Annotated in this window: 26 protein-coding genes; 14 read left to right on the top strand and 12 right to left on the bottom strand. The window is 55.7% G+C overall.

Going from position 1 to position 24,144, the window contains the following annotated elements; translation table 11 throughout:
* From DXY38_RS01740 to DXY38_RS01725, 4 genes are all read left to right on the top strand, one after another.
* The gene (locus DXY38_RS01740) at positions 1-693 is read left to right on the top strand and encodes a DevA family ABC transporter ATP-binding protein (protein ID WP_115070197.1); all 693 of its coding nucleotides are present in this window, start codon (positions 1-3) and stop codon (positions 691-693) included.
* A gap of 38 nt (positions 694-731) precedes the next feature.
* Positions 732-887 (top strand): hypothetical protein, encoded by a 156-nt coding sequence (locus tag DXY38_RS01735; RefSeq protein WP_006171625.1) that lies wholly within the window; start codon positions 732-734, stop codon positions 885-887.
* A gap of 117 nt (positions 888-1,004) precedes the next feature.
* Complete coding sequence (locus tag DXY38_RS01730; protein ID WP_115070196.1) at positions 1,005-1,937, top strand: glycosyltransferase family 2 protein; 933 nt, start codon at positions 1,005-1,007, stop codon at positions 1,935-1,937.
* Positions 1,938-1,942: 5 nt separating this feature from the next.
* Complete coding sequence (locus tag DXY38_RS01725) at positions 1,943-2,701, top strand: 16S rRNA (uracil(1498)-N(3))-methyltransferase (protein WP_115070194.1); 759 nt, start codon at positions 1,943-1,945, stop codon at positions 2,699-2,701.
* A 7-nt stretch (positions 2,702-2,708) separates the two neighbouring features.
* Here DXY38_RS01725 and DXY38_RS01720 read toward each other — a convergent pair whose 3' ends face one another.
* Complete coding sequence (locus tag DXY38_RS01720) at positions 2,709-3,209, bottom strand: translation initiation factor 2 (protein ID WP_115070193.1); 501 nt, start codon at positions 3,207-3,209, stop codon at positions 2,709-2,711.
* An 86-nt stretch (positions 3,210-3,295) separates the two neighbouring features.
* On the opposite strand from DXY38_RS01720, the gene DXY38_RS01715 reads away from it, so the two are divergent.
* A complete protein-coding gene (locus tag DXY38_RS01715) occupies positions 3,296-4,048 on the top strand; it encodes a DUF92 domain-containing protein (protein ID WP_244278970.1) in 753 nt (250 codons plus the stop codon).
* Here DXY38_RS01715 and DXY38_RS01710 read toward each other — a convergent pair.
* From DXY38_RS01710 to DXY38_RS01685, 6 genes are all read right to left on the bottom strand, one after another.
* On the bottom strand, positions 3,975-4,835 hold the full coding sequence (locus DXY38_RS01710; RefSeq protein WP_115070191.1) for a sigma-70 family RNA polymerase sigma factor: 861 nt from the start codon (positions 4,833-4,835) through the stop codon (positions 3,975-3,977). The genes DXY38_RS01715 and DXY38_RS01710 overlap by 74 nt on opposite strands.
* A gap of 121 nt (positions 4,836-4,956) precedes the next feature.
* On the bottom strand, positions 4,957-5,640 hold the full coding sequence (locus tag DXY38_RS01705) for a GDSL-type esterase/lipase family protein (RefSeq protein ID WP_115070190.1): 684 nt from the start codon (positions 5,638-5,640) through the stop codon (positions 4,957-4,959).
* Between the two features lie 22 nt (positions 5,641-5,662).
* Positions 5,663-7,192, bottom strand: a complete 1,530-nt coding sequence (locus DXY38_RS01700) for a phosphonate ABC transporter (RefSeq protein WP_115070189.1) — start codon at positions 7,190-7,192, stop codon at positions 5,663-5,665.
* Complete coding sequence (locus DXY38_RS01695) at positions 7,189-7,950, bottom strand: phosphonate ABC transporter ATP-binding protein (protein WP_115070188.1); 762 nt, start codon at positions 7,948-7,950, stop codon at positions 7,189-7,191. Before DXY38_RS01695 ends, DXY38_RS01700 begins: the two co-directional genes overlap by 4 nt.
* Positions 7,947-8,861 (bottom strand): putative selenate ABC transporter substrate-binding protein, encoded by a 915-nt coding sequence (locus DXY38_RS01690; protein ID WP_115070187.1) that lies wholly within the window; start codon positions 8,859-8,861, stop codon positions 7,947-7,949. Before DXY38_RS01690 ends, DXY38_RS01695 begins: the two co-directional genes overlap by 4 nt.
* A gap of 17 nt (positions 8,862-8,878) precedes the next feature.
* Entirely contained in the window at positions 8,879-10,057 is a 1,179-nt protein-coding gene (locus tag DXY38_RS01685) for a pyridoxal phosphate-dependent aminotransferase (RefSeq protein ID WP_115070249.1), read from the bottom strand.
* 112 nt (positions 10,058-10,169) lie between these two features.
* On the opposite strand from DXY38_RS01685, the gene DXY38_RS01680 reads away from it, so the two are divergent.
* The 4 genes from DXY38_RS01680 to DXY38_RS01665 are packed head-to-tail and all read left to right on the top strand — an operon-like array spanning position 10,170 to position 13,791.
* Positions 10,170-10,583 (top strand): VOC family protein, encoded by a 414-nt coding sequence (locus DXY38_RS01680; protein ID WP_244278969.1) that lies wholly within the window; start codon positions 10,170-10,172, stop codon positions 10,581-10,583.
* A 20-nt stretch (positions 10,584-10,603) separates the two neighbouring features.
* Positions 10,604-11,209 (top strand): uracil-DNA glycosylase, encoded by a 606-nt coding sequence (locus DXY38_RS01675; RefSeq protein ID WP_006853026.1) that lies wholly within the window; start codon positions 10,604-10,606, stop codon positions 11,207-11,209.
* On the top strand, positions 11,209-12,402 hold the full coding sequence (gene ispG / locus DXY38_RS01670) for a (E)-4-hydroxy-3-methylbut-2-enyl-diphosphate synthase (protein WP_006853027.1): 1,194 nt from the start codon (positions 11,209-11,211) through the stop codon (positions 12,400-12,402). The genes DXY38_RS01675 and ispG overlap by 1 nt, the downstream gene beginning before the upstream one ends.
* Positions 12,403-12,438: 36 nt before the next feature.
* Complete coding sequence (locus DXY38_RS01665) at positions 12,439-13,791, top strand: S41 family peptidase (protein WP_115070184.1); 1,353 nt, start codon at positions 12,439-12,441, stop codon at positions 13,789-13,791.
* On the opposite strand, the gene DXY38_RS01660 is transcribed toward DXY38_RS01665, so the two are convergent.
* The 4 genes from DXY38_RS01660 to mfd all read right to left on the bottom strand — a co-directional run bounded on the left by DXY38_RS01660 (position 13,782) and on the right by mfd (position 18,742).
* On the bottom strand, positions 13,782-14,294 hold the full coding sequence (locus DXY38_RS01660) for a hypothetical protein (protein ID WP_115070183.1): 513 nt from the start codon (positions 14,292-14,294) through the stop codon (positions 13,782-13,784). The two genes, DXY38_RS01665 and DXY38_RS01660, sit on opposite strands and share 10 nt — an antisense overlap.
* Before the next feature lie 35 nt (positions 14,295-14,329).
* Positions 14,330-14,887 carry a hypothetical protein gene (locus tag DXY38_RS01655; protein WP_006853030.1) on the bottom strand — a complete coding sequence of 186 codons (558 nt, stop codon included), beginning with the start codon at positions 14,885-14,887 and terminating at the stop codon, positions 14,330-14,332.
* A 63-nt stretch (positions 14,888-14,950) separates the two neighbouring features.
* Positions 14,951-15,115 (bottom strand): hypothetical protein, encoded by a 165-nt coding sequence (locus DXY38_RS13610; RefSeq protein WP_006853031.1) that lies wholly within the window; start codon positions 15,113-15,115, stop codon positions 14,951-14,953.
* 84 nt (positions 15,116-15,199) lie between these two features.
* Entirely contained in the window at positions 15,200-18,742 is a 3,543-nt protein-coding gene (gene mfd, locus DXY38_RS01650; RefSeq protein WP_115070182.1) for a transcription-repair coupling factor, read from the bottom strand.
* 718 nt (positions 18,743-19,460) lie between these two features.
* On the opposite strand from mfd, the gene DXY38_RS01640 reads away from it, so the two are divergent.
* The 3 genes from DXY38_RS01640 to DXY38_RS01630 all read left to right on the top strand — a co-directional run bounded on the left by DXY38_RS01640 (position 19,461) and on the right by DXY38_RS01630 (position 20,602).
* Positions 19,461-19,703 (top strand): hypothetical protein, encoded by a 243-nt coding sequence (locus DXY38_RS01640; protein ID WP_115070180.1) that lies wholly within the window; start codon positions 19,461-19,463, stop codon positions 19,701-19,703.
* 22 nt (positions 19,704-19,725) lie between these two features.
* Complete coding sequence (locus DXY38_RS01635) at positions 19,726-20,268, top strand: YqhA family protein (RefSeq protein WP_115070248.1); 543 nt, start codon at positions 19,726-19,728, stop codon at positions 20,266-20,268.
* Between the two features lie 127 nt (positions 20,269-20,395).
* Positions 20,396-20,602 (top strand): hypothetical protein, encoded by a 207-nt coding sequence (locus tag DXY38_RS01630; protein WP_115070179.1) that lies wholly within the window; start codon positions 20,396-20,398, stop codon positions 20,600-20,602.
* A gap of 317 nt (positions 20,603-20,919) precedes the next feature.
* Here the strand turns inward: DXY38_RS01630 and rpe are convergent, their stop codons facing one another.
* Entirely contained in the window at positions 20,920-21,588 is a 669-nt protein-coding gene (gene rpe, locus DXY38_RS01625; RefSeq protein WP_038013773.1) for a ribulose-phosphate 3-epimerase, read from the bottom strand.
* A 138-nt stretch (positions 21,589-21,726) separates the two neighbouring features.
* Here rpe and glpX point away from each other — a divergent pair, with 138 nt between their 5' ends.
* Together glpX and DXY38_RS01615 are read left to right on the top strand one after the other, a co-directional pair.
* Positions 21,727-22,731: a class II fructose-bisphosphatase gene (gene glpX / locus DXY38_RS01620; RefSeq protein ID WP_038013776.1), complete on the top strand. Its 1,005-nt coding sequence runs from the start codon at positions 21,727-21,729 to the stop codon at positions 22,729-22,731.
* A gap of 32 nt (positions 22,732-22,763) precedes the next feature.
* A complete protein-coding gene (locus DXY38_RS01615; RefSeq protein ID WP_115070178.1) occupies positions 22,764-24,077 on the top strand; it encodes a glutamyl-tRNA reductase in 1,314 nt (437 codons plus the stop codon).
* Positions 24,078-24,144: the final 67 nt, after the last annotated feature.

The following is a 24,144-nucleotide window of genomic DNA, read 5'->3' as shown; positions in this document are numbered from 1 at the left end:
ATGGCAACGAGCTCACTCACCGTTGATATTCATGAGCTAAGCCATTGGTACGGCAAAGGCTCCACCCGCAGGCAGGTGCTGCAAGGCGTGGACTTACAAATTGCGGCTGGTGAAGTGGTGCTGCTCACCGGTCCTTCCGGCTGCGGCAAAACAACCTTGCTCACCTTGATCGGAGCCTTGCGAAAGGTGCAGGAGGGGGACGTTGAGGTGTTTGGACAGCAGTTACGCGGAGCAGCTCGCGGCCAGCGTCAGCGGTTGCGCCGTCGCATTGGCATGATTTTCCAGGGCCACAATCTCTTGCGCTGCCTCACCGCTGAACAAAATGTGCAGATGGGCGCTGATCTGTTGCCCAATCTTGGATACAGGGCACGCCGCGATCAGGCACGGGAATGGTTGCGCTCTGTGGGACTTGAAGACGAGTTAGGGAAGCTCCCCCATGACCTTTCCGGGGGCCAAAAGCAACGCGTAGCGATCGCCAGAGCCCTGGCAGCCAAACCCCAGCTTCTCCTTGCCGATGAACCAACAGCGGCCCTCGATAGCGGCACTGGCCGCGAAGTGGTGGAGCTACTGAAGCGCTTGGCGCGCGAACAGTCTTGTTCTGTGCTGATGGTGACGCATGATCCGCGCATTCTTGATGTGGCAGATCGTCTTGTTCGAATGGAAGATGGGCGTCTCTACCAGACGATTCGTTAAGTTGGTGTGAGTAAAAGAGTTGGAATCTTCCAAAACGCATGGCTAAGCGCAGAAACCTCAAGAAGGAAAAGCAGGAGCGCAATCGCGCTTACGCCCGCAAATTCAAGAAGCGCAAGCTCCGCAATGACGGCCGTGGTGAAGGTGCTGGCAACGGCGTAACCGGAACAGCAAACAACGGTGGTGCTGCGGATTGATCGCTTTGGCGTGACCCTGCACCGTTTGCATCAAAACCATTTGCATCCAGAAAGAGGGGGAGACCCCTCTTTTTTGATGGCTTTAGGCTGAACCCCTCTTGCCCCTATTTCGCGCGGATGTTCATCAGCGTCGTCATCCCCACCTATAACCGGCGCTCGATTCTTGAGAAGTGCCTGCTGGCACTGGAACATCAAGATCCCAGCGGGGAAATCGAAAACTACGAAGTGGTTGTCGTCGATGACGGTTCCAGCGACGGCACTCCCGACTGGTTGCGACAGGACGCCGCTCGCTTCCCCCATGTTCGCCTTGTGGAACAACAGCATGGCGGACCTGCAGAAGGTCGTAATCGCGGCGTTGATCATGCCAAAGGAGATGTGATCGTCTTTATCGATAGTGATTTAGTGGTCACATCAAGCTTTCTCGCATCCCATGCACGCGCCTTAAGTCGTCGTTGGAATCAGCAGGGAAATCGTCTCTGCTTCACCTATGGCGCTGTGATCAATACAGCCAATTTTGATCAACCAACAGCGGAACGACACAAACTGCGGGATCTCTCCTGGGCCTATTTCGCAACGGGGAACGTCGCGATCGATCGGGATGTTTTAGAGCGTTCCGGATTATTTGATGTGGGCTTTCGCCTCTATGGATGGGAAGACCTGGAGCTTGGAGAACGGCTGAGGCAAATGGGCGTTGAGCTAGTGAAATGTCCAGAAGCGGTTGGATATCACTGGCATCCAGCATTTCGCCTGGACCAAATCCCAGACCTGATTCGCGTCGAACGGGAACGGGCACGCATGGGCTTGGTGTTCTATCGCAAGCATCCCAGTCGTCGCGTCCGGTTCATCATTCAATTCACCTGGTTGCATCGCCTGCTTTGGTCCTTGCTCACCCTCGGAGGTCTCCTCAATGAACGCAGCCTTCGCCCGCTGATGGCCTGGCTGATTCAACGGGGCCAACCCTCCCTGGCTCTGGAGTTGTTGCGCCTACCCCTCAACAGGATTGGGGTGGAAGCGCTGTATCGCGAAGCCCGGCAAGCAGGACTGCACTGAATCGAATGGTGGCGGAGCTGCGTCGGCTACTGATCGAACCCTCCCGCATGGCCGACCGTGATGGCGATGGATACCTTGTGCTTCGCGATGACGAATCTCATTACCTTCGCCGGGTGTTACGGCTGCGTCCTGGAGCACCTGTGGAGGTTGTCGATGGCCGCGGCCACCTTTGGGAGGGATTGCTTCAGGAGAAGGGGCAACTCATGCTTCCCGGCAGTTGTCACACCACAACCCCTGCCAGCACCCCTCGGTTAGGCCTCGCAATTGCTCTGGTTCGACGGGGCATGGATGAGGTCATGCGCATGGCCTGTGAATTGGGCGTGGATTGCATCCAACCCTTAAAAGCAACGCGATCCACACCCCAAGCGGACTACAAACCAGAGCGCTGGCAGCTGATCCTCAAAGAAGCGGTCGAGCAATGCGAGCGGCTCTGGATGCCCCAGCTCCTCCCGCTGACATCCACGGGTAGTTGGTGGACGCGGCCGGACAACAGCGACACGCTGGCCATTGCCACCACACGCTTAGAAGGGCTTCCTGCTTTAGGGCCTTGGTTGCAGCGCCAGACCCCTGGGGACAACTGCATCTGGCTTTCGATTGGCCCGGAGGGAGGCTGGGACCCTCAGGAGCAAGCGCAAGCGCTGAGGGAAGGATGGTCCGCGGTCAGTCTTAGCGAGGACATTTTGCGCTCTTCTACTGCAGCGATTGCCGGGGTGGCAACGCTGAGCAGTTGGCGGCGTACGACGCCAATTGGAGAACAGACCTGAAGCGGCGTCAGCTACTGAATAGCTCTGATGCCATGTCCTTGAACCCCTTCAAATTTCTTCCCGGACGGCGACGCTCAGGACGCAGTGCACGACCGGGCTGGACCATCTCCGGAGCGAACGTGCTGAGCGTGACGACAGGACGCTCGGCTTCCGCCTTTGCCAGTTCCGCTGCAATCGCTTCAGCCGTGGTGAGAGAACCTGCTGCGGCCGCTGGTGTTGATGGCGCTGGTGCCGATGGAGCTGGCACTGAAGCTGCCGGTGCGGAAGCGACAGGGGCAGAAGCTGCAGGAGCCGAAGCCGTGGCTGGGGTGGTAACCGCTGGAGCAGGTTTGGCGATCTCAGTGGTAACACTGCCATCCGTTGTTTTGGAGATGGCGGGAATGGGGGCAAGAGCCTCCTCTTGACCGTCCTCCTCAGGAAGGTCTCGAACAGGCGCGATCTGAATCGCCTGGTCGCTCGAAGCGCCTTCCTCGAGGTTGAGGAAAAAGCCTTTGCTCTTCAGCGCCATGCCAGGTTCCGGTGGACAACGTGGGCTGATTATCCAACCCAAACTGTCTGAATGGGCTGATGCTTAGGGCAGTGCAACACAGCTCGATGGTTTTGCCAGACCAAAACATCACGATGTGGGGGATAGCCCTGCTTCTCAATGGCGTGCTGATTGCCCTTGCGCAGCGCCTCCCCCTACTCACGCGCATGGGTTGGGTGCATGCCGGAATTCTGGGAACGATCCTCTGGGGCTGCCTTGGCTGGAGAGGCTGGGTCGCCGTTGTGATCTACCTCGTGTTGGGATCACTGGTCACGCGCCTCGGCTTTGCGCAAAAACAAAAGCAGGGGCTTGCAGAGGCGCGTGGAGGAAGGCGAGGACCCGCCAACGTTTGGGGGTCTGCCTTCACTGGCACCGTGATCGCTCTCTTGATTGGCGCAGGCATTGGCTCGGCAACGCTCTTGCTGATCGGATTCGCCGCCAGCTTCGCTGCCAAACTTGCCGACACCTTTGGCAGTGAAATCGGCAAACGTTGGGGACGAACCACCGTTTTGATCACCACCCTGCGCAGAGTGCCAGCTGGCACGGAAGGGGCCGTGAGCTTGGAAGGCACCCTGGCCAGTGCCGCCGGCAGCCTTGTGATGATGTTGGTGATGGCGGGACTGTCGTTCGTGACCACGCCCACGGCGATGGCCGTGGTGGCGATTGTGGGTCTCATCGCAACCCTGCTGGAAAGCCTGCTGGGAGCTCTGGCTCAGGAGCGGGTGCACTGGTTAACCAATGAAATCGTCAACGGATTGCAGACGGCCTGGGCTGCGGTTTTAGCCATGCTGGTCGCGATTCCTCTGGGTCTTGCTGGCTGATCGGAGTCCGTGCTGCCTGTCGCAGCAGGCTCAGCGCCTCTCGAATGGCTTTGCGTAGCAACCCTGGTGCCACCTTCTCTTTCAGAGCAAGATCTCTAATGGGAATGTTGTCGACGTAGCGAGCCAGAAGCCAGCAGCGCTGGCGTGGCTCGAGAGCCTTCAGTGCCCCCTGCAACCAGCGAAGCCTGGGTTCCTCCTCATCCGCTTCAAAGGTCGATGCAAAGGTCGATGCAGACATGACTGGGGGAGCCTCGATCTGATCGAGCAGGGAGCTTCTCAATTCTCCGTCCACCGCCTGAATGGCAGGGGCAACATCAAGCGAATCCACATGGCCCAAGGCGTGAGCCATCAAGGCCTCCCGCCAGCGCTCAACAGTCACGTCGAGTGATGCAGCAAGGCCTGTCTCATCCAGCGGTTCCAGCCTCTCTTGCAACCGTTGAGCCTGAAGACGCATCCCCAGGCTGTGCAAGTCCTTCAAGCGCCAAGGAATCCTGAGCATGTGTTGGCGATCGCGACGGAAATGCAGGATTTGACCGTGAACCCTTGCCAGCACGTAGGTGCTGATGCGACATCCACGTTGAGGGTCGAAATTGGCCAAGCCATGGATCAACCCCAAGCGACCCTCTTGCACTAACTCGTCCTGCTCCCCTGGATAGCGGGCCGCCTGACGAATGGCGGCATGGTGCGCCAGGCCAAGGTGTTCGAGCACGGCATCGTTGCGCTCAAGAATTGGCTTTGGCAACGACCTGCGCTGCTCGCGGCGTCGAAGACTTTGAGAGGAAAGCATGAAGCGTGGGTATGTACGACCCTTTCAACGTCGCTTTCATCGCGCATTCTCCCCTCCTTCTTTGCGATGAAATGCTCCACTCGAAAGGATGAAAGCCGGTTCATCTTTTCGAGTGGAGGCATCAAGACATCAGCAAAGGTGTGCATTGAGCGTGGGGCTCCAGACCAGCCCAATTGAGAAGGGGCTTCCAGTGCTGAAGACGCTGATGGATCCAGTGATGGCCTGTGCTGTTGAGATGAATCCCGTCGGGCTCCAACCAGGTGAGCCAATCAGGTTCTGCTGCCATCGCTCGATGCAGGCTTAAAAACGGAACATCAGCTTCCAGGCAGGTTTCCTCCAATTGCGCTTCATGGATGGCCACGGCCTCGTTGCTGTACCAAAGGCAGTCAGCGAACGGCATGACCGCTTCATCCACCACGCTGAGCCCCATCACCATGACGTTGGTGGCAGGGGTCATCACCGATAGCAATTGCTCCAGCCCGAAGCGAAACGCTTCAGCCGCTAGTTGCTGCCGTCCATCGCACCTGCCAACACGAGCGCTGTCATTGAGGCCCACAGAGAGGAGCAAGCCATCGGGCTGCTGACGACGGAGCTCGCCGCGGCAACTCCACTCTTGTTGCCAACGCTGAGCGATGCGCTCCAGTCCATCTCCACGAACACCAAGCCCGTACACCACGGGGGCAGAGGGCATCGTCATCCATTGACGCCTCAAGCGTTCACACCATCCCCCCCCCTCTGGATCCCCCCATCCGTACACACCGCTATCACCGATGACGACAAGCTTGCGGGGCGCTGTTGTTATCACTGGCGGTCACGCAATCCAGATGTCAGCTTTGCAGCCAGAGCGCGCGGCAGCGGTCACTGAGTGATTCCCCACTGATCGTGAGGACGCAGTAACAACAAAGCACCAAGACCACAGCAGCCCAATGAAAAGAGCTGAGTGATTCCAGCAGCTGCCAACCCAAACCACTTCCACCAATCACCCCCACCACCACGGTTTCTCGGAGAATCACATCGCTGCGATAGGCCCCATAAGCCAAATAACTGGGACTTTGAGGACTGAGCAGGCCATACAACCAACTCATCCGCTCTGAACTCCCCATCGCCCTGAGCGCTTCTTGACGCTGACCGCTTTGTTGCTGCAGTCCTTCAAGCAGCAAACGCCCCATCACTCCACTGTTGTGCAGACCGATCGCCAAGGCTCCAATCGCCAGGCTCGGCCGATTGCTGAGCAGCAGAAGGAGCACCATCAACGGCGGTGGGATCCAACGCATGCAAGCCCAGAAGATCGAGCAACACTGATGCCACCTTGGCGACGGCCATAGGAGCAAGGCGAGGGGGGGCAGTCCGATGGCAATCCCCGCAGCCAACCCGGTGAGACCCAGCGTTTCCAAGATCATGCGCAACCAGGGCAATTCCTTGGCGGCGGCATTCAGCTGGGTCCAAGAAGGAACCTCCAACCCGAGCCAACTGAGGCCAAAAAACAAATCAGGCACGAGGTGTCTGAGCCAAACCGTGCCGATCACTCCCAAAATGATCGCCAAGCTGACGAACAACAGCATTCGACGCTGACCATGAACGCCGACATCGGAACGTTCTCGCCAAACCCTCAACAGCTGCTCAAGCATCAGCATCACGGCCGCTAACACCCACAAACCTGTCCAGAGCTCGCGGAACTGCAACGACTGCAAGGTGAGCTGCAGTTCGGTGCCAAGCCCCCCCAAACCAAAAACCCCGAGCAAGGTGGCACTTCGCAAGGCACATTCGAGTCGGTACCCCCCGTAGCTCAGCAAAACAGGGCCCATCCCTGGGTTGAGAGCCGTCATCAAGGCGGACAGCGGATGCACCCCAGCGCTGATCAAGGCATCGAGGGGACGGTGGTCAGCGCTATCAAGATGATCGCGCCAAATCCTGGCGACGAGAGCGCTGTAAGGAATCGCGATAGCAGCGACAGCAACGTAGGGATGGAGCCCAAACACTTGCAGCAGCAACAGGCCCCAAACCAACTCATGCACCGCTCTCGGGATGGCGAGGGCGCTTCGAAGTGCTTTGGCTGGCCAGGAGGGAAGCGTCCAGCTTCTCCACACCACATCCGCGCAAGCGCTGCCTAGCAACACGCCAAACAGCAAGCTGAGACTCCAGCTCAATAGAGCTGTGGCCATGGTGACGCCAAGACCATGCCAAACCGCATGCAAAACATCGGGATCCATGGATGGATGCAGGGCGCCCGAAAGGCATTGCTGCCAAATCGACAGACCACCGCCATGCAGCCCTGTCCAAGTGACGATCAAAACGGGCACCAGCGCCATGGAAGGCAACAGGGTGAGAAGCGGTGCCGCTGGTTTCAGGCGGTTCATCCGGCCTCGTACAACCGCGAAAGATCAGCAGCAGTGAGTTGGTCTGAAGGTTGATCCATCACAAGTTCCCCATCCTGCAAACCGATCACACGATCAAAGCGATGCACCAGTTCGGGTTGATGCAAGCTGATCACAATCGCCTTGGCGCCACAATTCAGCTGCCCCTCTGGCGAACGATTCAACAAATGATCCAATAGGTCAGAGGCGATGGCGGGATCCAAGTTCGCAATCGGTTCATCCGCCAGGATCAGTTGCGGTTGCTGACGCAGCAAACGAGCGAGCGCCACGCGTTGTCTCTGCCCCCCTGACAACTGGCGAATCGGAGCATCGATTAATCCACGCTCGATCAGATCAGCATCCAGCCCAGCTTGCTGAAGGCAATGCTTGCAGGCGGATTGATCCACGTTGAACAACAGATTGGCCAATCCCCAGATCAGGGTGTGACGGCCCAAAGCACCGCTGTTGACGTTTTGTCCAACGCTGAGCTCCTCGACAAGCAGCAAGTCTTGCCAGAGCATTCCGATCTCCCTTTTTTTGCGGCGAGGCAGGGTGCGAATCGACGCACCACACCAACGCACCTCTCCTTGTTCCACACGAAGACTGCCATTGGCGATGGCCAACAAGCTGCTCTTGCCAGCCCCACTCCGGCCCAACAAGGCGATCCGCTCTCCCTCGAAAACCGAGAGGGAAATCGAGCGCAGTCGATCGCCCCTCGGACCGCTCAGGCTGACATTGACCAACTCAAGGAGAGAGGTCAACGGATCTTGCCGAGCTGACGACCCACCTGCTCAATGGGTTGATATTGCGATTCCTGCGCTGGAATAAAACGCTTGGCAGCAAACAATTCCAAGATATTTTTCTGCCGCTTGCTGGTGGGAGTCAAACCCAAAATGGACTGCTGGAGTTTGCTGGTGAATCCCTTGCCGAAACGTTGATCGAGATTGGGTCGCGCCACCCAGTGGTAATTCCCAAACGCAGGGGTTGTCCAGATCACCTTCACCTTGTTAGGGCTCACTTTCCCGTTCCTAACAGCCACATCCCAGACGGGCTGACTAAGCGCACCGGCCTGGTAGGAGCCGCTCTGCACTAATGCGATGGTGGCATCGTGGCTTCCACTGAAACCGGCTTGTCCACCAGCGAATTGCTTCGGGGTCACCCCTGCTTTAGCCAAAAAATGCTGCGGCATCAAACGTCCCGACGTGGAACTTTCTGATCCAAACGTGAAGCGCTTGCCCTTCAGAGCGTTCAGACCATCAAGGCTGCTAATGGGTTTTAAACCCGCTGAAGTATTGGCAATAAAAACACTATTGAACTGTGCATCGATGGCCCGTTGTGCCAAAACCTGGGCGCCTGGCGTTTGAAGTCGAGCTTGAATACCTGTGAGTCCACCGAACCAAACAAGGTCCAAACTTCCGGTCCTAAAAGCACTCACGGCTGCTGGGTAATTGCTAACTGGCACGTACCGCACTGGAACCTTGAGTGTGTCGCTTAATTCCGCGGCAAGTTGGCCGTAACGACGATTTAAACGTTCTGGGTTTTGATCGGGGATGGCTCCGATCCGGAGTACTGCTTGCGCGTTAGAAGGAAGGACCGTTGCGCCCTGACTGCAAAGAAGAGCCAAAAGAACAACGGCCCCTTTTTTTCGGACCCGTGTCAAAGGATTGGTCATGTTTAAGAAGAATGGATTTAGGGACTAGTCAGCAATCTCTGAAACCGACTCAGCCCCTCTGAAATCGTCTCACGCGAGACGGCACAAGACAGCCTGACGCAACGATCATCGCCAAAGGCACCACCCGGAACAATCGCCAATCCTTCCTCTTCGAGGGCACGTTCGCAAAAGGCCAACGAATCGGTAATCGCATCGGGCAGGCGAGGAAACGCATAAAAGGCGCCCCTTGGGGGCACAAGCGTGATGCCTTCCATCTGTTGAAGCCCACGACAGAGCTCAGCACGCCGCGTGTTGTAGCTAGCGGCCATCTCACGGACGCAGTCCCGTGATCCCTGAAGCGCCGCCAACGCTCCACGTTGAGCGAAGCTGCACACATTGCTGGTGCTTTGGCTTTGTAGGGCGGCCGCGGCCTTAATCACCGTGCTGTCACCACTGAGATACCCAAGTCGCCAGCCGGTCATGGCCCAGCCCTTGGCAAATCCGTTCACCACAAAACAACGCTGTCTGAGATCTGGAGCTACGGCAGCAAAACTGTGGTGAGATTCCCCGTCTTCCAACAGATATTCATAGATCTCGTCGCTCATCACCATCAGGTTTGGATGCCTTCGCACCAGCTCTGCCAAGGCCTCGAGTTCACGGAGATCCAACACCCGACCGGTGGGATTCCCCGGTGAATTGAGCACCAAAAGCTTGGTGGCCGGTGTGATGGATTGCTCGATCAAATTCAGATCGAGTCCAAACCCATCGCTTGCTGACGACGCCACCGTGACCGGCTTCCCCCCGGCCAAGCGAACAATTTCTGGATAACTCAACCAATACGGGGCAGGGATGAGGACTTCATCGCCTGGGTTCAACAGAACTTGGAACAGGTTGTAAATCGCCTGTTTGCCGCCATTGGTCACCAAGACCTGATCGGTTTGGGTGGGGATGTTGTTTTCAAGACTCAATTTCTGAGCAATGGCCGCGCGCAGCTCTGGATCGCCAGCAGCAGGGCCATACCGGGTGATGCCATCCCTGAGGGCCTGGATCGTTGCCTCAACAATGAACTCTGGCGTGCCGAAATCCGGCTCCCCTGCACTGAGGCTACAAACATCAACACCCTGTTGCTGCAGGGCTTTTGCTCGGGCGCTGATGGCAAGTGTGAGCGATGGCTGCAATGCCAAAGCTCGGTGCGAGAGAGATGGGGGGCCTGGCATCAGCACGGCACCCCCTCGATGGATGCTCGGATATGTGAAACAACATCCTGCCTGATGTGGCGTCAGTGACAACACCGATGTGCTGATGACAGCCTGGATCGAAATGTTGACCATGCCGAACATGTCAGCTGGAACGACCTCGTTGAGTTGGGTGTTGGCAGCCAAGAATCCCCAAGCGCTCGCCGAGTTTTATGCGCAAGCTCTTGGATGTACCTGCCGATCAGGACTGTCTGACCAGCACTGGATGGTGTCTCTACCAACGGGAGGAACGCTTCAGATTTATCGCCCTTCGCGTCTACGGCCTTGGCCCATTCGCGGTGCGGCCCTCGCCCCTTGTTTTCAACGGGTCGGATCCGACCATCCAGAGACTGAGCTCGGCCATTGGATCGAGCAACTGGAAGCGTTGGGGGCGAAGAGGCGCGAAGCAGCGCGTCTCGAATCGTTTGGAGCGGAATGCTGGATGGAGGATCCAGAGGAGCAGCCTTTTCTCACCTTGGTGCTGCCGCAAAGGTCGCTTGGCTCATAGGGTTTTGAGCTGAGCTACCCATGCGCGTGTCCTTAGAAGACTTCGAGGCATCCTGTCTCCAATGCCAGCGCTGCGACCTAGCAAAGGAACGCCAGCATGTGGTGGTCAGTCGCGGGCATCCTTCAGCGAGGCTGATGGTGATTGGCGAAGCGCCAGGGGCTGATGAGGATGCTCAGGGGCGTCCTTTTGTGGGGCGTTCCGGCAGGCTCCTGGACGAATGCCTGGCGGACGTCGGCCTGGATCAAGAAGAGGACGCGTATATCTGCAACTTGATCAAATGTCGGCCGCCTGGCAATCGACGCCCATCCCCAGCTGAGCTCAAAGCCTGCAGACCCTGGCTTGATCGTCAAATTCGTGAGGTCAATCCGGAGATCCTGTTCATTCTTGGAGCCACTGCCACCGCAACCCTTCTCGAATGCCGCACACCGATTAGTCGCTTAAGAGGTGCTTGGACCGAATGGAACGGGCGTTATGTGATGCCGAGTTTTCATCCCTCCTACCTGTTGCGCAATCCATCGCGGGAGCCAGGGAAGCCACGCGCGTTGTTCATGGCCGATCTGACCAGTGTCAAGCACGCTTTGAACGGGGTTGTGTCAGGGTTAGCTCCAGATTCGAGCGATCCTTGATGACCGCCTCGCAGCGCTACGACACAAAGATTCATCGCCGGGTCACCCGCACGGTGATGGTTGGTGATGTGCCGATTGGAAGTGAGCATCCGATTGCGGTGCAATCGATGATCAATGAGGACACGCTGGATATCGACGGGTCGGTCGCAGGAATCCGTCGCTTGGCCGATGCCGGATGCGAAATCGTGCGGGTCACGACTCCTTCGATTGGCCATGCCATCGCGATGGGGAAAATTCGTGCAGCCTTGCGTGCTCAGGGATGCAACATCCCACTCGTGGCTGATGTCCATCACAACGGCACGCGCATCGCCTTAGAAGTTGCCAAGCACGTCGACAAAGTGCGCATCAACCCTGGGTTGTTTGTTTTCGACAAACCGGATCCCGAACGCCAGGAGTTCAGCCAAGAAGAATTTGATGCGATTGGAGATCGGATCAAGGAAACGTTTGCTCCTCTCGTGCGGGTGCTGAAAGAGCAGAACAAGGCCTTGCGGATTGGAGTGAATCACGGCTCCTTGGCTGAACGCATGCTGTTCACCTATGGAGATACCCCCCAAGGCATGGTCGAATCGGCCATGGAATTCGTGCGGATCTGCGATTCACTCGATTTTCACAACATCGTGATTTCGATGAAGGCATCGCGTGCGCCCGTGATGCTGGCGGCCTACCGACTCATGGCCGACACCATGGATCGGGAGGGGTTCAACTACCCCCTGCACTTGGGCGTCACCGAAGCAGGTGATGGTGACTACGGACGAATCAAGAGCACGGCCGGAATCGCAACACTGCTGGCGGAAGGACTCGGAGACACCATCCGCGTCTCCCTAACAGAAGCGCCAGAGAAGGAAATCCCTGTGTGCTTTTCGATCCTGCAGGCTCTTGGAATCCGAAAGACGATGGTCGAGTACGTGGCCTGTCCGAGCTGCGGTCGCACTTTGTTTAATCTTGAGGAGGTCCTTCATCAGGTCCGAAACGCCACCTCTCATCTCACCGGTCTAGACATTGCTGTGATGGGTTGCATTGTGAATGGTCCTGGCGAGATGGCCGATGCTGACTACGGTTATGTGGGCAAAGGGCCTGGGGTGATCGCTCTCTATCGCAACCGCGATGAGATCCGAAAAGTCCCCGAGTCGGAGGGTGTAGCAGCCTTGGTTCAGTTGATCAAAGACGACGGTCGCTGGGTTGAACCCGACTGATGTCGTTAAGGTGCTGAAAAGGTCCTAGTGGACGGCATGCGCGCTAAAAAATTCGGCATCAACGTCACGCAACGTCGCGGCTGGTTTGTGGCTCTGGGCGCAGGGGCTGTCACAGCTGCCGTGGTTGTGGCCAATCCTGGGTTGGGTTTGCCAAGCACGACTTCGTCGTCCATCACCAACAGCCCGAAAGAGGTGATTGATCAGGTATGGCAGATCGTCTATCGAGATTTCCTGGATTCATCGGGAAGTTATGACCTGGATCAGTGGTCCATTCTTCGAAAGGATTTGCTCTCCAAGTCTTATGCCGGAACCGCGGAATCCTATGAAGCGATTCGCGGCATGTTGGCGAGTCTTGATGACCCCTACACCCGATTCCTAGACCCGAAAGAGTTCAAGGAAATGCAAATCGACACGTCAGGTGAATTAACCGGTGTCGGCATTCAAATTTCACTGGACAAAGACACCAAAGAGATCGTGGTGGTGTCGCCTATCGAAGGCACACCGGCCTCAAAAGCCGGGGTCCAACCCAAAGACGTGATCGTTTCGATTGATGGTCAACTCACCAAGGGGATGACCACGGAAGATGCGGTGAAGCTCATTCGTGGAACGGAAGGAAGCAACGTCGTCTTGGGCTTGCGCAGGAATGGCTCCATCATCGACGTGCCCCTCGTGCGGGCGCGGATCGAAATTCAGGCCGTTGACAGTCAGCTCAACACCAGTGCCAATGGCACCAAGGTGGGTTACATCCGCCTGAAGCAGTTCAATGCCAATGCATCGAAAGAGATGCGTGCCGCGATTCGCGAGCTTGAGAAGCAAGGATCACAGGGTTACGTCCTTGATTTGCGCAGCAATCCCGGAGGGTTGCTTGAAGCCAGCGTTGACATTGCGCGTCAGTGGCTAGATGAAGGCACGATTGTCAGCACTAAAACCCGTGAGGGCATTCAGGACGTGCGCCGCGCCACAGGGAATGCCTTAACCGACCGTCCCGTCGTGGTGTTGGTGAACGAAGGCTCAGCGAGTGCCAGTGAAATTCTTTCAGGCGCTCTCCAAGACAACGAGCGCGGGCTTCTGGTGGGCCAGAAAACGTTTGGGAAAGGACTCGTGCAATCCGTGCGCGGGCTCTCTGACGGATCTGGAATGACCGTCACGATTGCCAAATACCTCACACCCAAGGGCACCGACATCCACAAAAACGGCATTCGCCCGGATGTTGCGGTGGAGATGAGTGAGAAAGAAATTAAAACCCTCACTGTTGAACAGTTAGGGACCAACAAAGATGGGCAGTACCGCGTCGCGGAAACCACCCTGCTCAAATCCTTGCAAGCTCCGAAAACAGGAAAAACCTATCAACCAGGAGCGGCCAACCTTCAGTCGGCACTTCAGCGATAAGGGGCTAATCCAAACCCTTCGCGTTCACTTCGATTGCCTTGCGATTGGTTGCCTCCATAACGCGAGTCTCCATAGCGATTGCCTCCATAGCGAGTACCTCGGTGGGTTGCTGGAATCGTGGCTGTCCGGCCTGGGGCCGCCTGGCGCGCCCTCTGCACAAGCGCATTGCAACCCCCCGCCGATTCAATCGCCTCATCCACGCTGCTCACCGGAATGCGTTGGCCCCAAGTGCGAGGCCATCCCCAGGTTTGGCCTTGACGTTCCAACAGCGCGACCGCCTCTCCACGTCCGATCGAACCTGATCGCATCAAACAGGTGGTCGTTGCCAAGGTGGCAACCTGAAGGTTGGGCGCTTGAGACGAACGCGTGGGATACACAGGGCGGCTCTGGCGACCCACGGGAAAGGGCATCGAGGGAATGTTGAGCGGCCTTTGCGCGAGTCCGCCGCCTCCAGACATTTGCCCGAGGGCTGCCATCGCTAATTGGAGAAGAAGATTATTCATCAGTCGGTTGGTCTTGGTAAGTGAGGGAGATGGTCTTAAACGCGAACGGTTGAGCCGCAGTAGCGATCGAAGAGCTTCAGGACATCATTCGCGGGAAGCTTGGCCGTATAACGAGCTTCAAGTTCTGCCAGATGCTGACTACGGGGATACGCCCTAATCGATTTCCATTCCTGCGGTGTTTCTCGTCTTAAAACGCGAGACATCATCCGATGTTGGCTGGGAAGGGTGATCGATCCACCGGCGCAGCTCTGCATTCTGTGAGTCGCTTCGTGAGCCAGGGTGTTCCAAACTTGTGCTGCATTTCGGTGGGTGCGACACACAATCAAGATGTCATTTTTGGGGTGGTAAGCCCCCTGCAACCCCCGGGTCGAGCAATCGCGTTGAAGCACCCTGACGCCATGAGAGGTGAGCTTGCTGCGCAAGGCATCAACCGCTTCCCACGATTGAGCGCGCACAGGTGCTGTTCCCAGCAGCGCAGGTGTGAAGCAAGCAATCAAGGTCCATCGTTGAACCTGGCGTCGAACCTGGCGTTGAAACTGGTTCAGCGGCTTTGGCATGGTCCGCTCTCGGGGCACCTCACCAGAGTCAGGCATCAACGCATAAAAAAAATCACCCAAATGGGTGATTCCTGTGACTAGATGTGAGCGAGGGGTCGCTCAGGCAACAGGCTGCATCAAGCCACCGCCTGGAGACGAGTCGTCGTCATCGTTTTCCGTATCGTTCTGCCACAGAGCAAAGATTCCGAGGGCGGCTGCACCAACCAAACTGCCCAGAAGACCGAGGGAACTTCCCGTTGCAATCGGATCGATGAATTCGGCCACGGGGTATCACGTCGTATGACCACATGGTAACGAAGAATTGCGAAATGTGTTGGGCTTTCTCATTTTTCCAGCGCAAGCGCGAGCTCAAACCCTCAAAACAGCCTCGTTCCGTTCTTTTTGCTGTTGGTCGCGCTGCTCAGGCGTCAATCCATCCGTATCCGGAATCTGTGATGCCATCTGCTCTAGCCAACCTTTGAGCTCATCCAATTGCCGATCCATGGGCAGGACGCCGAGGCCTCGTGCCAGGACCTTGGCAACGCTTCCACTTCCTGCCTGGTAAACAAGTCGTCCATGGAGATGTTGGGGCAAACCCTGACGAAGCAGACGAAAAGCAGGTTCCTCCATCGGTGTTTCGAGGGCAATATTTGGTTTTTCAGGGCGAATCCGCGCAAATCCGCAGCGTTTTGCCAGCAGCTTGAGTTCCATCAACTGCAGCAGGGATTGAACCGGTCCAGGCAGGGCCCCATAGCGATCGGCCCAACCTGCAGCCAGTTCCACCAGGGCTTCTGAACTAAGGCACTCGGATGCAGCTCGATACGCAGACATTTTCTCGTCGGCATCGACGATCCAGTCCGCTGGAATAAAGGCAGTGACCTGTAGATCCACCTGCGTGTCGTCCACAGCTGGAATGTCTTGTCCCTGTATTTCTGCCAACGACTCTTGCAACATCTCCATGTAGAGATCGAAGCCAATCGCCTCCATTTGTCCGCTTTGCTCCACACCGAGCAAGTTGCCCACTCCGCGGATCTCCATATCGCGCATCGCCAATTGGTACCCACTACCGAGCTGAGCGAATTCCTGGATGGCGCGTAAGCGCTGACGCGCCGCTTCACTGAGCGAGGCATCTCCGGGGTAAAACAACCAGGCATGGGCTTGGACGCCGCTGCGGCCGACGCGGCCCCTGAGCTGATACAGCTGAGCAAGTCCAAACCGGTGGGCATCCTCAATCAGGATCGTGTTGACACGCGGAATGTCGAGACCGCTCTCCACGATCGTGGTGCAGAGCATGACGTCGGCTTCCCCACCGTTGAACGCCACCATGGCGCTCTCGAGCTCGCCTTCAGCCATTTGTCCATGGGCGACGAGGAGCTTGAGGCCGGGAAGCATCTCACGAAGCTTGCCTGCGACGTCCTCGATCCCTTCCACACGGGGCACCACATAAAACACTTGACCACCACGATCCAGTTCTTGGCGAATGGCGCTTCGCACGGCCTCATCGTCCAGAGCCGCTAGGTGGGTTTTGATCGGACGGCGCAAGGGTGGTGGAGTGGTGATCAAACTCATCTCACGCACGCCAGACAAGCTCATGTAGAGGGTTCGCGGGATGGGTGTCGCCGAGAGCGTCAAAACATCCACGTCCTTGCGCAAGGCCTTGATTTTTTCCTTTTGATTCACCCCAAACCGTTGTTCCTCATCCACCACCAACAAACCAAGCTTGTCGAAGGCGGTGTTCTTGCTGAGCAGCTGGTGCGTGCCCACCACGGCATCGATGGTGCCCGTTTTCAACTCCTCAAGAATCGTCTTGCGCTCACCTGCCGTACGGAAACGATTGAGAAGGGCCACCTTGATTGGATAGGGAGCAAAGCGTTCCGAAAGCGTGCGCCAATGTTGTTGCGCTAACACCGTTGTGGGAGCCAACATCGCTACTTGTTTGCCAGCGGTGATCGCTTTAAAAATCGCTCGGATGGCCACCTCCGTTTTCCCGAAGCCCACATCACCACAGACCAACCGATCCATCGGCTCTGGTTTCTCCATGTCGCGCTTGACATCCACCGTGGCCTTTAGCTGATCAGAGGTTGGCTCGTAGGGGAAGGAATCCTCAAGTTCAACCTGCCAAGGCCCGTCGATCGGGAAGGCAAATCCTGCCGCTTGGTGGCGTTCGGCGTACAGCTTCACCAAATCAAGCGCAACTTTGCGAACCGCCTTGGAGGCCCTCTCCTTCGCCTTCACCCAGGCGGAGCCACCCATCTTGCTGAGCTGCGGCGGTGTATCGCTATTGGCGCGAAACCGTCCCAGGCTTCCGAGCTGATCGGCAGCCACTCGCAAGATGCCATCGGAATACTGAACAACGAGGTAATCGCGAACCTCGCCACTAATCGCTAATTTTTCGAGCTTTTTAAATCGACCAATTCCATGGTTGCGATGCACCACGAAATCCCCTTGCTGCATCTTGTTGGGGTCAACGGTGCGGCTCGCGGCTTTGCGGCGCCGACGCACATAACCGCTGCTAGTGAGCGACTGCTGTCCGAAAAATTCGCGATCGGTCAGCAGAACAACCCTCCAGGCGGGAAGCTGCAGCCCTTCGAGCTCGGCGGTTCCTCGCGTTTTCAAAGCCACAGGTGTGCCCTGCTCCATCAAGCGATCGATCGCTTGTGTGTCCGCTGCATTGGGTACGAAGCGGGTGATGCAGTCGTGTTCCTCCAGCAAAGCCACAGCACGGCTGGGCTGCGCTGACAACAACCAAACAGCCTGACGCTCCCGTTGGTGCTGTTTGATCATTTGGCCGAGTTTGCCAAATTGATTGGGGTAAGACGGAACCGGTCGACTGGCGAGATCAAACGCATTGGGGTGGCTGTCCTGTTCCTGAAGTTCTGCCAGGTCGAAGCCAGCAAACGCCTCTGCAAGCTCCATCGCCTCCTTGATCGGGCGATGCAAAACAGGAATGGGCACGGGAAGCTCAGCGTGCTGCTCTTCAGCGTGATCAAGCCACTGCTGACCATGGGCGCTGCCATGCCGACGCTCATCGATGGCGATGCAGCACTTGGCAGGCAAATAATCGAGGAGGGAAGCAGGGGTCTGCCAAGCCAACCCCATCAATCGACGCATCCCCTCAGGGGTTCCACCCTCCAACAACTCCGTGATCTGCGCCTCACTCAGCAACCGGTCAAGATCGTCAGGAACCTGCTCGCGCAGACGTTCAGCGATGAGGGGACTGAAGCCGGTGGGGGTGAGCTTGAGCGTGTCGACGCTGTCGAGGGAGCGCTGGCTGGCCGGGTCAAATTCACGAAGCTTGTCGAGTTCATTGCCGAAGAACTCCAAGCGCACGGGGAGCTCACTACTCACGGGATAGACGTCAACGATGTCGCCACGACGGCTCCATGTGCCTTCCTGATCAATGGTCGAAACGCGCTCGTAGCCAAGCTGGCTTAGGTAGGTCGATAGCTCTTCGAGATCCACAACATCGCCTTTCTTCAAAGCCCTGCAATGCTCTGCCAAGGCCTGCGGAGGCGGCAAGTGGGGCTGCAAACAACGCTCTGTGGCCACGATCGCGACGTCGCTTTTGCGGCTGTCTGTTTGAAGTTCGCTTAAAACTTGGAGCTGGCCCCAAGTGATTTCGGTGGTGGCATCGAAGGGTTCGTAAGGGGACCCTTCACTGGTGGGATAAAGCTGGGCGCTAGACCAGCCCATCAGCTCCAACAAAGCTGCCCAACGTCCGGCCTCTTCCAGGGTGGGAACTACCACCAACAGGGGCTGGTCCATGCGACGAGCCAGCGCACTAGCCACCAAGGCCCGAGCAGCTCTGCCAGCTCCGCGCATCAACAATCGCTGGTCCCGTTGGGCTCGTTCGCACAACTCACCGCTCAGCGCTGAGGTCTGCAGCAGACGCACCAAAGAGCTGAGGGGCATGGCAGAACAACTTTCGGCAACGCATGATTCTGTCAAGAACGAGGCCCCAGATGCAGGATTTCCTCCCTTTACCTTTGCCTTTGCCTCCTAAATGAATCGCTGCATTAATACAAAAGAGTATTTAGTGGTTTTTACAAACAAAGAAAAGTTCCAACATCAACTTAACTCTCTATTCGACATCAACCAAATAAAGCACCTGCATCAACTCGAAGACCTGGCACGACTTGCAGGCAGAGCCCTTAAAGAGCGTGACAGAAAAGAACACCAAGACGCTGAAACAAGATGATAGGCAACAGCAGAATCAAGGCTTAAACTCTATGAATTTTTGCCTGGTCTTTCAGCAAAAACAAGAGCCAAGAAAACGGAAAAGCCAGCACCATTCAAGGACGATGTCATCAATCAACCATTGGCAATCTATCGGGATCTGGTCAGACTCCGTTCACAAATCATTTCCGTAACGTTGCTCCAGGGCTCGCAGCTATTTTGCGTGCATTCATGCCATCAATCATAAAAAAATGCCTTGGCTATCCATTAGAATCAACTCGAGGCCCGAACAAGATGCAATCAAGCGATCCAGAGCGTAAAATCAGGATGTAAACGACCAACAGCCATCAACAAACGCTTGGATGCAAAAGACTTTGACCACCCAATGTTGCAGCCAACGTTGATCGTCACGATTAAATTTTCTGCAATACGGAATCATCTTTAAAACACAGCCATGCCCCGTTTTCGCTGCCCCGAGTGCTGTTGTGGACCAGCTGTTGTTCTACACCCACCCCCTGGAGCAACCCCAATCTGTATTCGCTGCGGAACGCTTTTAGAGAAGCAGCCCCTGGTCAAACCCTTGCCGCTCCTCGTGTTGCTGGCCGTGGGTAGCGCGTTAATCACGTTGTCCATACCGGCACTTTTTACGCCGCGCCCCTTACCGCCTCAAACCAATCCTCCAGCCACAACTGTTTAATTGCACCACGCATAAGTACATGATGGAACTTGAGATCAAAAAAACTCGCAGGGCAAGATTCGAATCGCGTTTTGAACAGTTGCTTTGGAGATTCCGATTAGTAACCATCCTGCCTGTTGTCATGAGCCTGCTGGGCAGTGTTAGCTGTTTCATCCTTGGCACCCAGGAGGAAATCCACGCTCTCAACAAACTAATCAACGGTCACCTGAATTCAGAAAACAGCATTTTATTACTCGGCAAAGTTGTAGGCGGCATTGATTACTATGTGATTGGTATTGCCCTTCTTATCTTCGGCTATGGCGTGTATGAGCTGATTATTTCTGATATCGACCCAAGGCTTCAAGACCTATCCCAAGAAAGACGAAATATCCTTAGCATTACATCACTAGAAGGCCTCAAACAAAAACTAACCAACGTCATCATTGTTGCCCTAATCGTAACAGCATTTAAGCTCATGATTAGCTTTCAAGTGCAATCAATTTCAGAATTACTTCAATTCTGCGGCTGTGTCCTAATGCTTGCATTTAGCGCCTTGCTTGTTGGCAAAAATCACAAGGAAGTATAAACCCCATAACACAACCCATAGAATCAAAATCCATCGCTGGACAGCATCAATTCAAAAGCTTTGGCCCCTAATGATTTACATCTTATTTTTAGCACCCTAAACTCATTCAAGACATCAACGAAAAGCGATGAGGCTGTATCCAAAAGGCACGGGAGCTGGCATTTCACTGTTCATCTTGATTGCTCTCGGCATTTACGCCGTCTCTCAAATCGAGGCCATGAAGCGCGCCGCTTTCCGCGAAGGCTTTAGCTGTGCCATCGATGCAGCCACTGAAAGCATTCACTCGTCTTACCAGTGCAGGGAATACAGAAAAACCATCAAAGAAAAAATCTAATCATTGAACGAGATAACCGGACAATCATACGGGCATGTATGCATCAAAAAATTCAAGCAATCGCCACATAAATAACGATTTAATCAACAAGGAGTCATCGGCAATCGTCTCGTAAACAAAAGATCACCTTGCATCACTAGCCACCAAATCAACTGAAACCAACGTCGATCTTTGCATTCTTATCAGATCATCCTGCGCAAGGCTCCCCTTCATTTTTTCCCAAAAGAAAACCCCTGCCCTTAGGCAGAGGTTGAGAAGAAAACACAAGAAAAAATCTATAGCATCAACAATGTGCTCGTTTGCTGCTAACCAGGAAACTATGGGCGCTTGCTATTGCGAATTCCCTGAATAGCCGCAGCATAGTCAGGCTGATTGAACACCCCAGAACCACTCACAATTGCATTAGCACCAGCTTCAATCACTTTCCATGCATTGCCACCCTTCACGCCACCATCAACCTCAATCCAGGGGTCTAGGCCTTTTTCATCACACATACGACGTAAATCACTGATTTTCTTGACTTGATTATCGATAAAACTTTGTCCGCCAAAACCTGGGTTCACACTCATGATCAAAACAAGATCACACAGCTCTAAGCAGTACTCGAGCGTATCGAGTGGGGTGCTGGGATTGAGGACAGCCCCAGCCATTTTGCCAAGGTCTTTAATTTGAGCCAAGTTGCGATGTAAATGAGGACAAGCCTCAACTTGTACAGAAATAATATCTGCCCCAGCTTTCGCAAAATCTTCGACGTAATTCTCAGGCTGCACAATCATCAGATGCACGTCCAAGGGTTTTTTCGTCACCGGACGCAAGGCCTCAACAATCAGAGGGCCAATCGTGATGTTGGGAACAAATCGACCATCCATGACGTCGACATGAATCCAATCAGCACCTGCCTCATCAACAGCTTTGACGTCCTCACCTAGGCGAGAAAAGTCAGCAGACAGGATCGATGGAGAGATCACCAGGGGTTTGGTGCTCATGGCGGAGTCGGCTATGGGATCGGTCGATTGTAAAGAGCGCTGATACCACTGATACAGTGAGCCGCGCATATGAGACAGAAATCCCTGCTGTTGCAGGCTTTCTCCTCAAAGCCTCTCTTTAACCCCCGCAGCACTTACGTGGATCGCACTCTCATCCAGGAAATTCTCGAGATCGTCGAGCAGGCCGCCATCGCTTCCGCCACGCTCTCCGGCAAAGGTCTGAAGGATGAAGCGGACGCTTTGGCTGTTGATGCCATGCGCAAGCGCATGAATCAAATCCAAATGCAGGGCCGCATTGTGATCGGGGAGGGCGAACGCGACGAAGCCCCCATGCTTTACATCGGTGAAGAAGTCGGAACCGGCACTGGTCCTGGCGTGGATTTCGCTGTTGACCCTTGCGAAGGCACCAACCTTTGTGCCTACAGCCAGCGCGGCTCCATGGCCGTTCTCGCAGCCTCCGACCGTGGTGGCTTGTTCAACGCTCCCGACTTCTACATGAAGAAATTGGCTGCGCCACCAGCAGCAAAGGGCAAGGTTGACATTCGCAAATCTGCGACTGAAAACATCAAAATCCTCAGTGAGTGCTTGGGTCTTGCTCCTGATGAGCTCACCATTGTTGTGATGGATCGTGCGCGTCACAAAGATCTGATCACTGAAATTCGCGCCACGGGTGCTCGCATTCAACCCATCTCCGATGGTGACGTGCAAGCTGCGATTGCCTGTGGTTTTGCTGGAACCGGAACCCATTGTTTGATGGGCATTGGTGCCGCTCCTGAGGGTGTGATCTCCGCTGCCGCCATGCGCGCACTTGGCGGCCACTTCCAAGGACAACTGGTGTATGACCCTGCCATTGCTCAGACATCTGAGTGGGCAGACATGACGAAGGAAGGCAATCTCGCCCGTCTCGCAGAAATGGGCATTACCGACCCCGATAAGGTGTATGAGGCCAGTGAGCTCGCCTGCGGAGAGCACGTTGTGTTCGCCGGTAGCGGCATCACAGATGGTCTTCTTTTCAACGGAGTGAAGTTCGAAGCTGATTGCACCCGCACGAGCAGCTTGATCATCAGCAACCTGAACAACACCTGCAGTTTCACGAACACCATCCACATGAAGGATGGAGCTCAAAGCATCGCTTTGAACTGATTCACGACTCGCAGCAACAGAGGGATTTCTCCATGCATATCGCCGTCGTCGGCCTCAGTCATCGAACGGCTCCGGTCGAAGTGCGCGAAAAGCTCAGTATTCCTGAGCAAACCATGGAGGAATCCCTAGGAAACCTGCGAAATCATGAGCAGGTGCTCGAGGCTTCCATCCTCAGCACCTGCAACCGACTTGAGATTTACACCCTGGTGCGCAACCCGGATTTAGGGATTGCTGCCGTTCGCGATTTTTTGAGTGGCCACTCCGGTTTGGAAAGCCGTGATCTTTCTCCGCACCTTTTCACTTATCACCACGACGAAGCCATTGCGCATCTGATGCGCGTGACGGCAGGGCTCGACAGCCTCGTTCTTGGTGAAGGGCAAATTTTGTCCCAGGTCAAGAAAATGATGCGCCTGGGCCAAGAGCACAAATCGATCGGACCCATCCTGAACCGTTTGCTAACACAAGCTGTCAGCACAGGAAAGCGTGTCCGCTCGGAAACCAACCTCAGCACCGGAGCTGTGTCCGTGAGCTCCGCAGCCGTGGAATTAGCTCAACTCAAGCTTGGGCAATCGCGCGGCCAGGATGCCCTGGTCACGCTTGAAACCGAGCAAATCGCCGTTGTTGGTGCTGGACGGATGAGCCGTTTGTTGCTCCAACACCTCCAAGCGAAGGGAGCCTCTGGAGTGGTGTTGCTGAATCGCACCATCGAGCGGGCCTCAGCCCTCGCAACTGATTTTCCAAACCTGCCCATTCAGTGCCGGGGACTCGACGCCCTTGATCAGTGCTTGAGCACCTGTTCGTTGGTGTTTACGAGCACGGCAGCCGATGACCCGATCATTGATGCCAGCCGATTGAACGGTCTCAATCGCCGCAGTTCATTGCGACTGATTGATATTGGTGTGCCCCGCAACATCGCCTCCGATGTGCGCGATGTGTCTGGGGTGGAATCCCACGATGTTGACGATCTTCAAGAGGTGGTAGAGCGCAACCAAGAGGCTCGGCAGCAGGTTGCACGGGAAGCTGAAGGATTGCTCTTAGAGGAGGGACGCCTCTTCCTCGAGTGGTGGGACAGCCTGGAGGCCGTGCCCACCATCAACCGGTTAAGAGCCTCGCTCGAGGAGATTCGGGTCGAGGAACTCACCAAAGCGCTGAGCCGGATGGGGCCTGATTTCTCAGCGCGAGAACGCAAGGTGGTGGAAGCGTTAACCAAGGGAATGATCAACAAGATCCTCCACACCCCTGTGACCCAGCTCCGCGGTCCCCAGCAACGCAGCGAACGTCAACAGGCTCTTCAGGTGGTGGAAAAAATCTTTGATTTGGACTCTGGAGCAGCCGGTCAAGATTGATTCCCTTTCAATCTCCACGATCTGGCCCAAGAGTTGGTTTTGAGAGCGAAAAGTCCAGTAAGTTTGC

Source organism: Synechococcus sp. UW179B, assembly GCF_900474245.1.
Classification (GTDB): Bacteria; Cyanobacteriota; Cyanobacteriia; order PCC-6307; family Cyanobiaceae; genus Synechococcus_C.
This window is presented reverse-complemented; position numbering and strand designations above follow the sequence as displayed.

Bases quoted from the DNA above. Each gene is read 5' to 3' on its own strand.
- DXY38_RS01715 (WP_244278970.1), top strand. From the start codon at position 3,296: ATGGTTTTGCCAGACCAAAACATCACGATGTGGGGGATAGCCCTGCTT.
- DXY38_RS01690 (WP_115070187.1), bottom strand. From the start codon at position 8,861: ATGACCAATCCTTTGACACGGGTCCGAAAAAAAGGGGCCGTTGTTCTT.
- ispG (WP_006853027.1), top strand. From the start codon at position 11,209: ATGACCGCCTCGCAGCGCTACGACACAAAGATTCATCGCCGGGTCACC.
- DXY38_RS01665 (WP_115070184.1), top strand. From the start codon at position 12,439: ATGCGCGCTAAAAAATTCGGCATCAACGTCACGCAACGTCGCGGCTGG.
- DXY38_RS01615 (WP_115070178.1), top strand. From the start codon at position 22,764: ATGCATATCGCCGTCGTCGGCCTCAGTCATCGAACGGCTCCGGTCGAA.
- DXY38_RS01675 (WP_006853026.1), top strand. From the start codon at position 10,604: ATGCGCGTGTCCTTAGAAGACTTCGAGGCATCCTGTCTCCAATGCCAG.
- DXY38_RS01685 (WP_115070249.1), bottom strand. From the start codon at position 10,057: ATGCCAGGCCCCCCATCTCTCTCGCACCGAGCTTTGGCATTGCAGCCA.
- DXY38_RS01680 (WP_244278969.1), top strand. From the start codon at position 10,170: ATGCCGAACATGTCAGCTGGAACGACCTCGTTGAGTTGGGTGTTGGCA.
- DXY38_RS01710 (WP_115070191.1), bottom strand. From the start codon at position 4,835: ATGCTTTCCTCTCAAAGTCTTCGACGCCGCGAGCAGCGCAGGTCGTTG.
- DXY38_RS01660 (WP_115070183.1), bottom strand. From the start codon at position 14,294: ATGAATAATCTTCTTCTCCAATTAGCGATGGCAGCCCTCGGGCAAATG.
- DXY38_RS01630 (WP_115070179.1), top strand. From the start codon at position 20,396: ATGAGGCTGTATCCAAAAGGCACGGGAGCTGGCATTTCACTGTTCATC.
- mfd (WP_115070182.1), bottom strand. From the start codon at position 18,742: ATGCCCCTCAGCTCTTTGGTGCGTCTGCTGCAGACCTCAGCGCTGAGC.
- DXY38_RS01700 (WP_115070189.1), bottom strand. From the start codon at position 7,192: ATGAACCGCCTGAAACCAGCGGCACCGCTTCTCACCCTGTTGCCTTCC.
- DXY38_RS01635 (WP_115070248.1), top strand. From the start codon at position 19,726: ATGGAACTTGAGATCAAAAAAACTCGCAGGGCAAGATTCGAATCGCGT.
- DXY38_RS01640 (WP_115070180.1), top strand. From the start codon at position 19,461: ATGCCCCGTTTTCGCTGCCCCGAGTGCTGTTGTGGACCAGCTGTTGTT.
- DXY38_RS01735 (WP_006171625.1), top strand. From the start codon at position 732: ATGGCTAAGCGCAGAAACCTCAAGAAGGAAAAGCAGGAGCGCAATCGC.
- DXY38_RS01730 (WP_115070196.1), top strand. From the start codon at position 1,005: ATGTTCATCAGCGTCGTCATCCCCACCTATAACCGGCGCTCGATTCTT.
- DXY38_RS01725 (WP_115070194.1), top strand. From the start codon at position 1,943: ATGGTGGCGGAGCTGCGTCGGCTACTGATCGAACCCTCCCGCATGGCC.
- DXY38_RS01655 (WP_006853030.1), bottom strand. From the start codon at position 14,887: ATGCCTGACTCTGGTGAGGTGCCCCGAGAGCGGACCATGCCAAAGCCG.
- DXY38_RS01720 (WP_115070193.1), bottom strand. From the start codon at position 3,209: ATGGCGCTGAAGAGCAAAGGCTTTTTCCTCAACCTCGAGGAAGGCGCT.
- DXY38_RS01740 (WP_115070197.1), top strand. From the start codon at position 1: ATGGCAACGAGCTCACTCACCGTTGATATTCATGAGCTAAGCCATTGG.
- rpe (WP_038013773.1), bottom strand. From the start codon at position 21,588: ATGAGCACCAAACCCCTGGTGATCTCTCCATCGATCCTGTCTGCTGAC.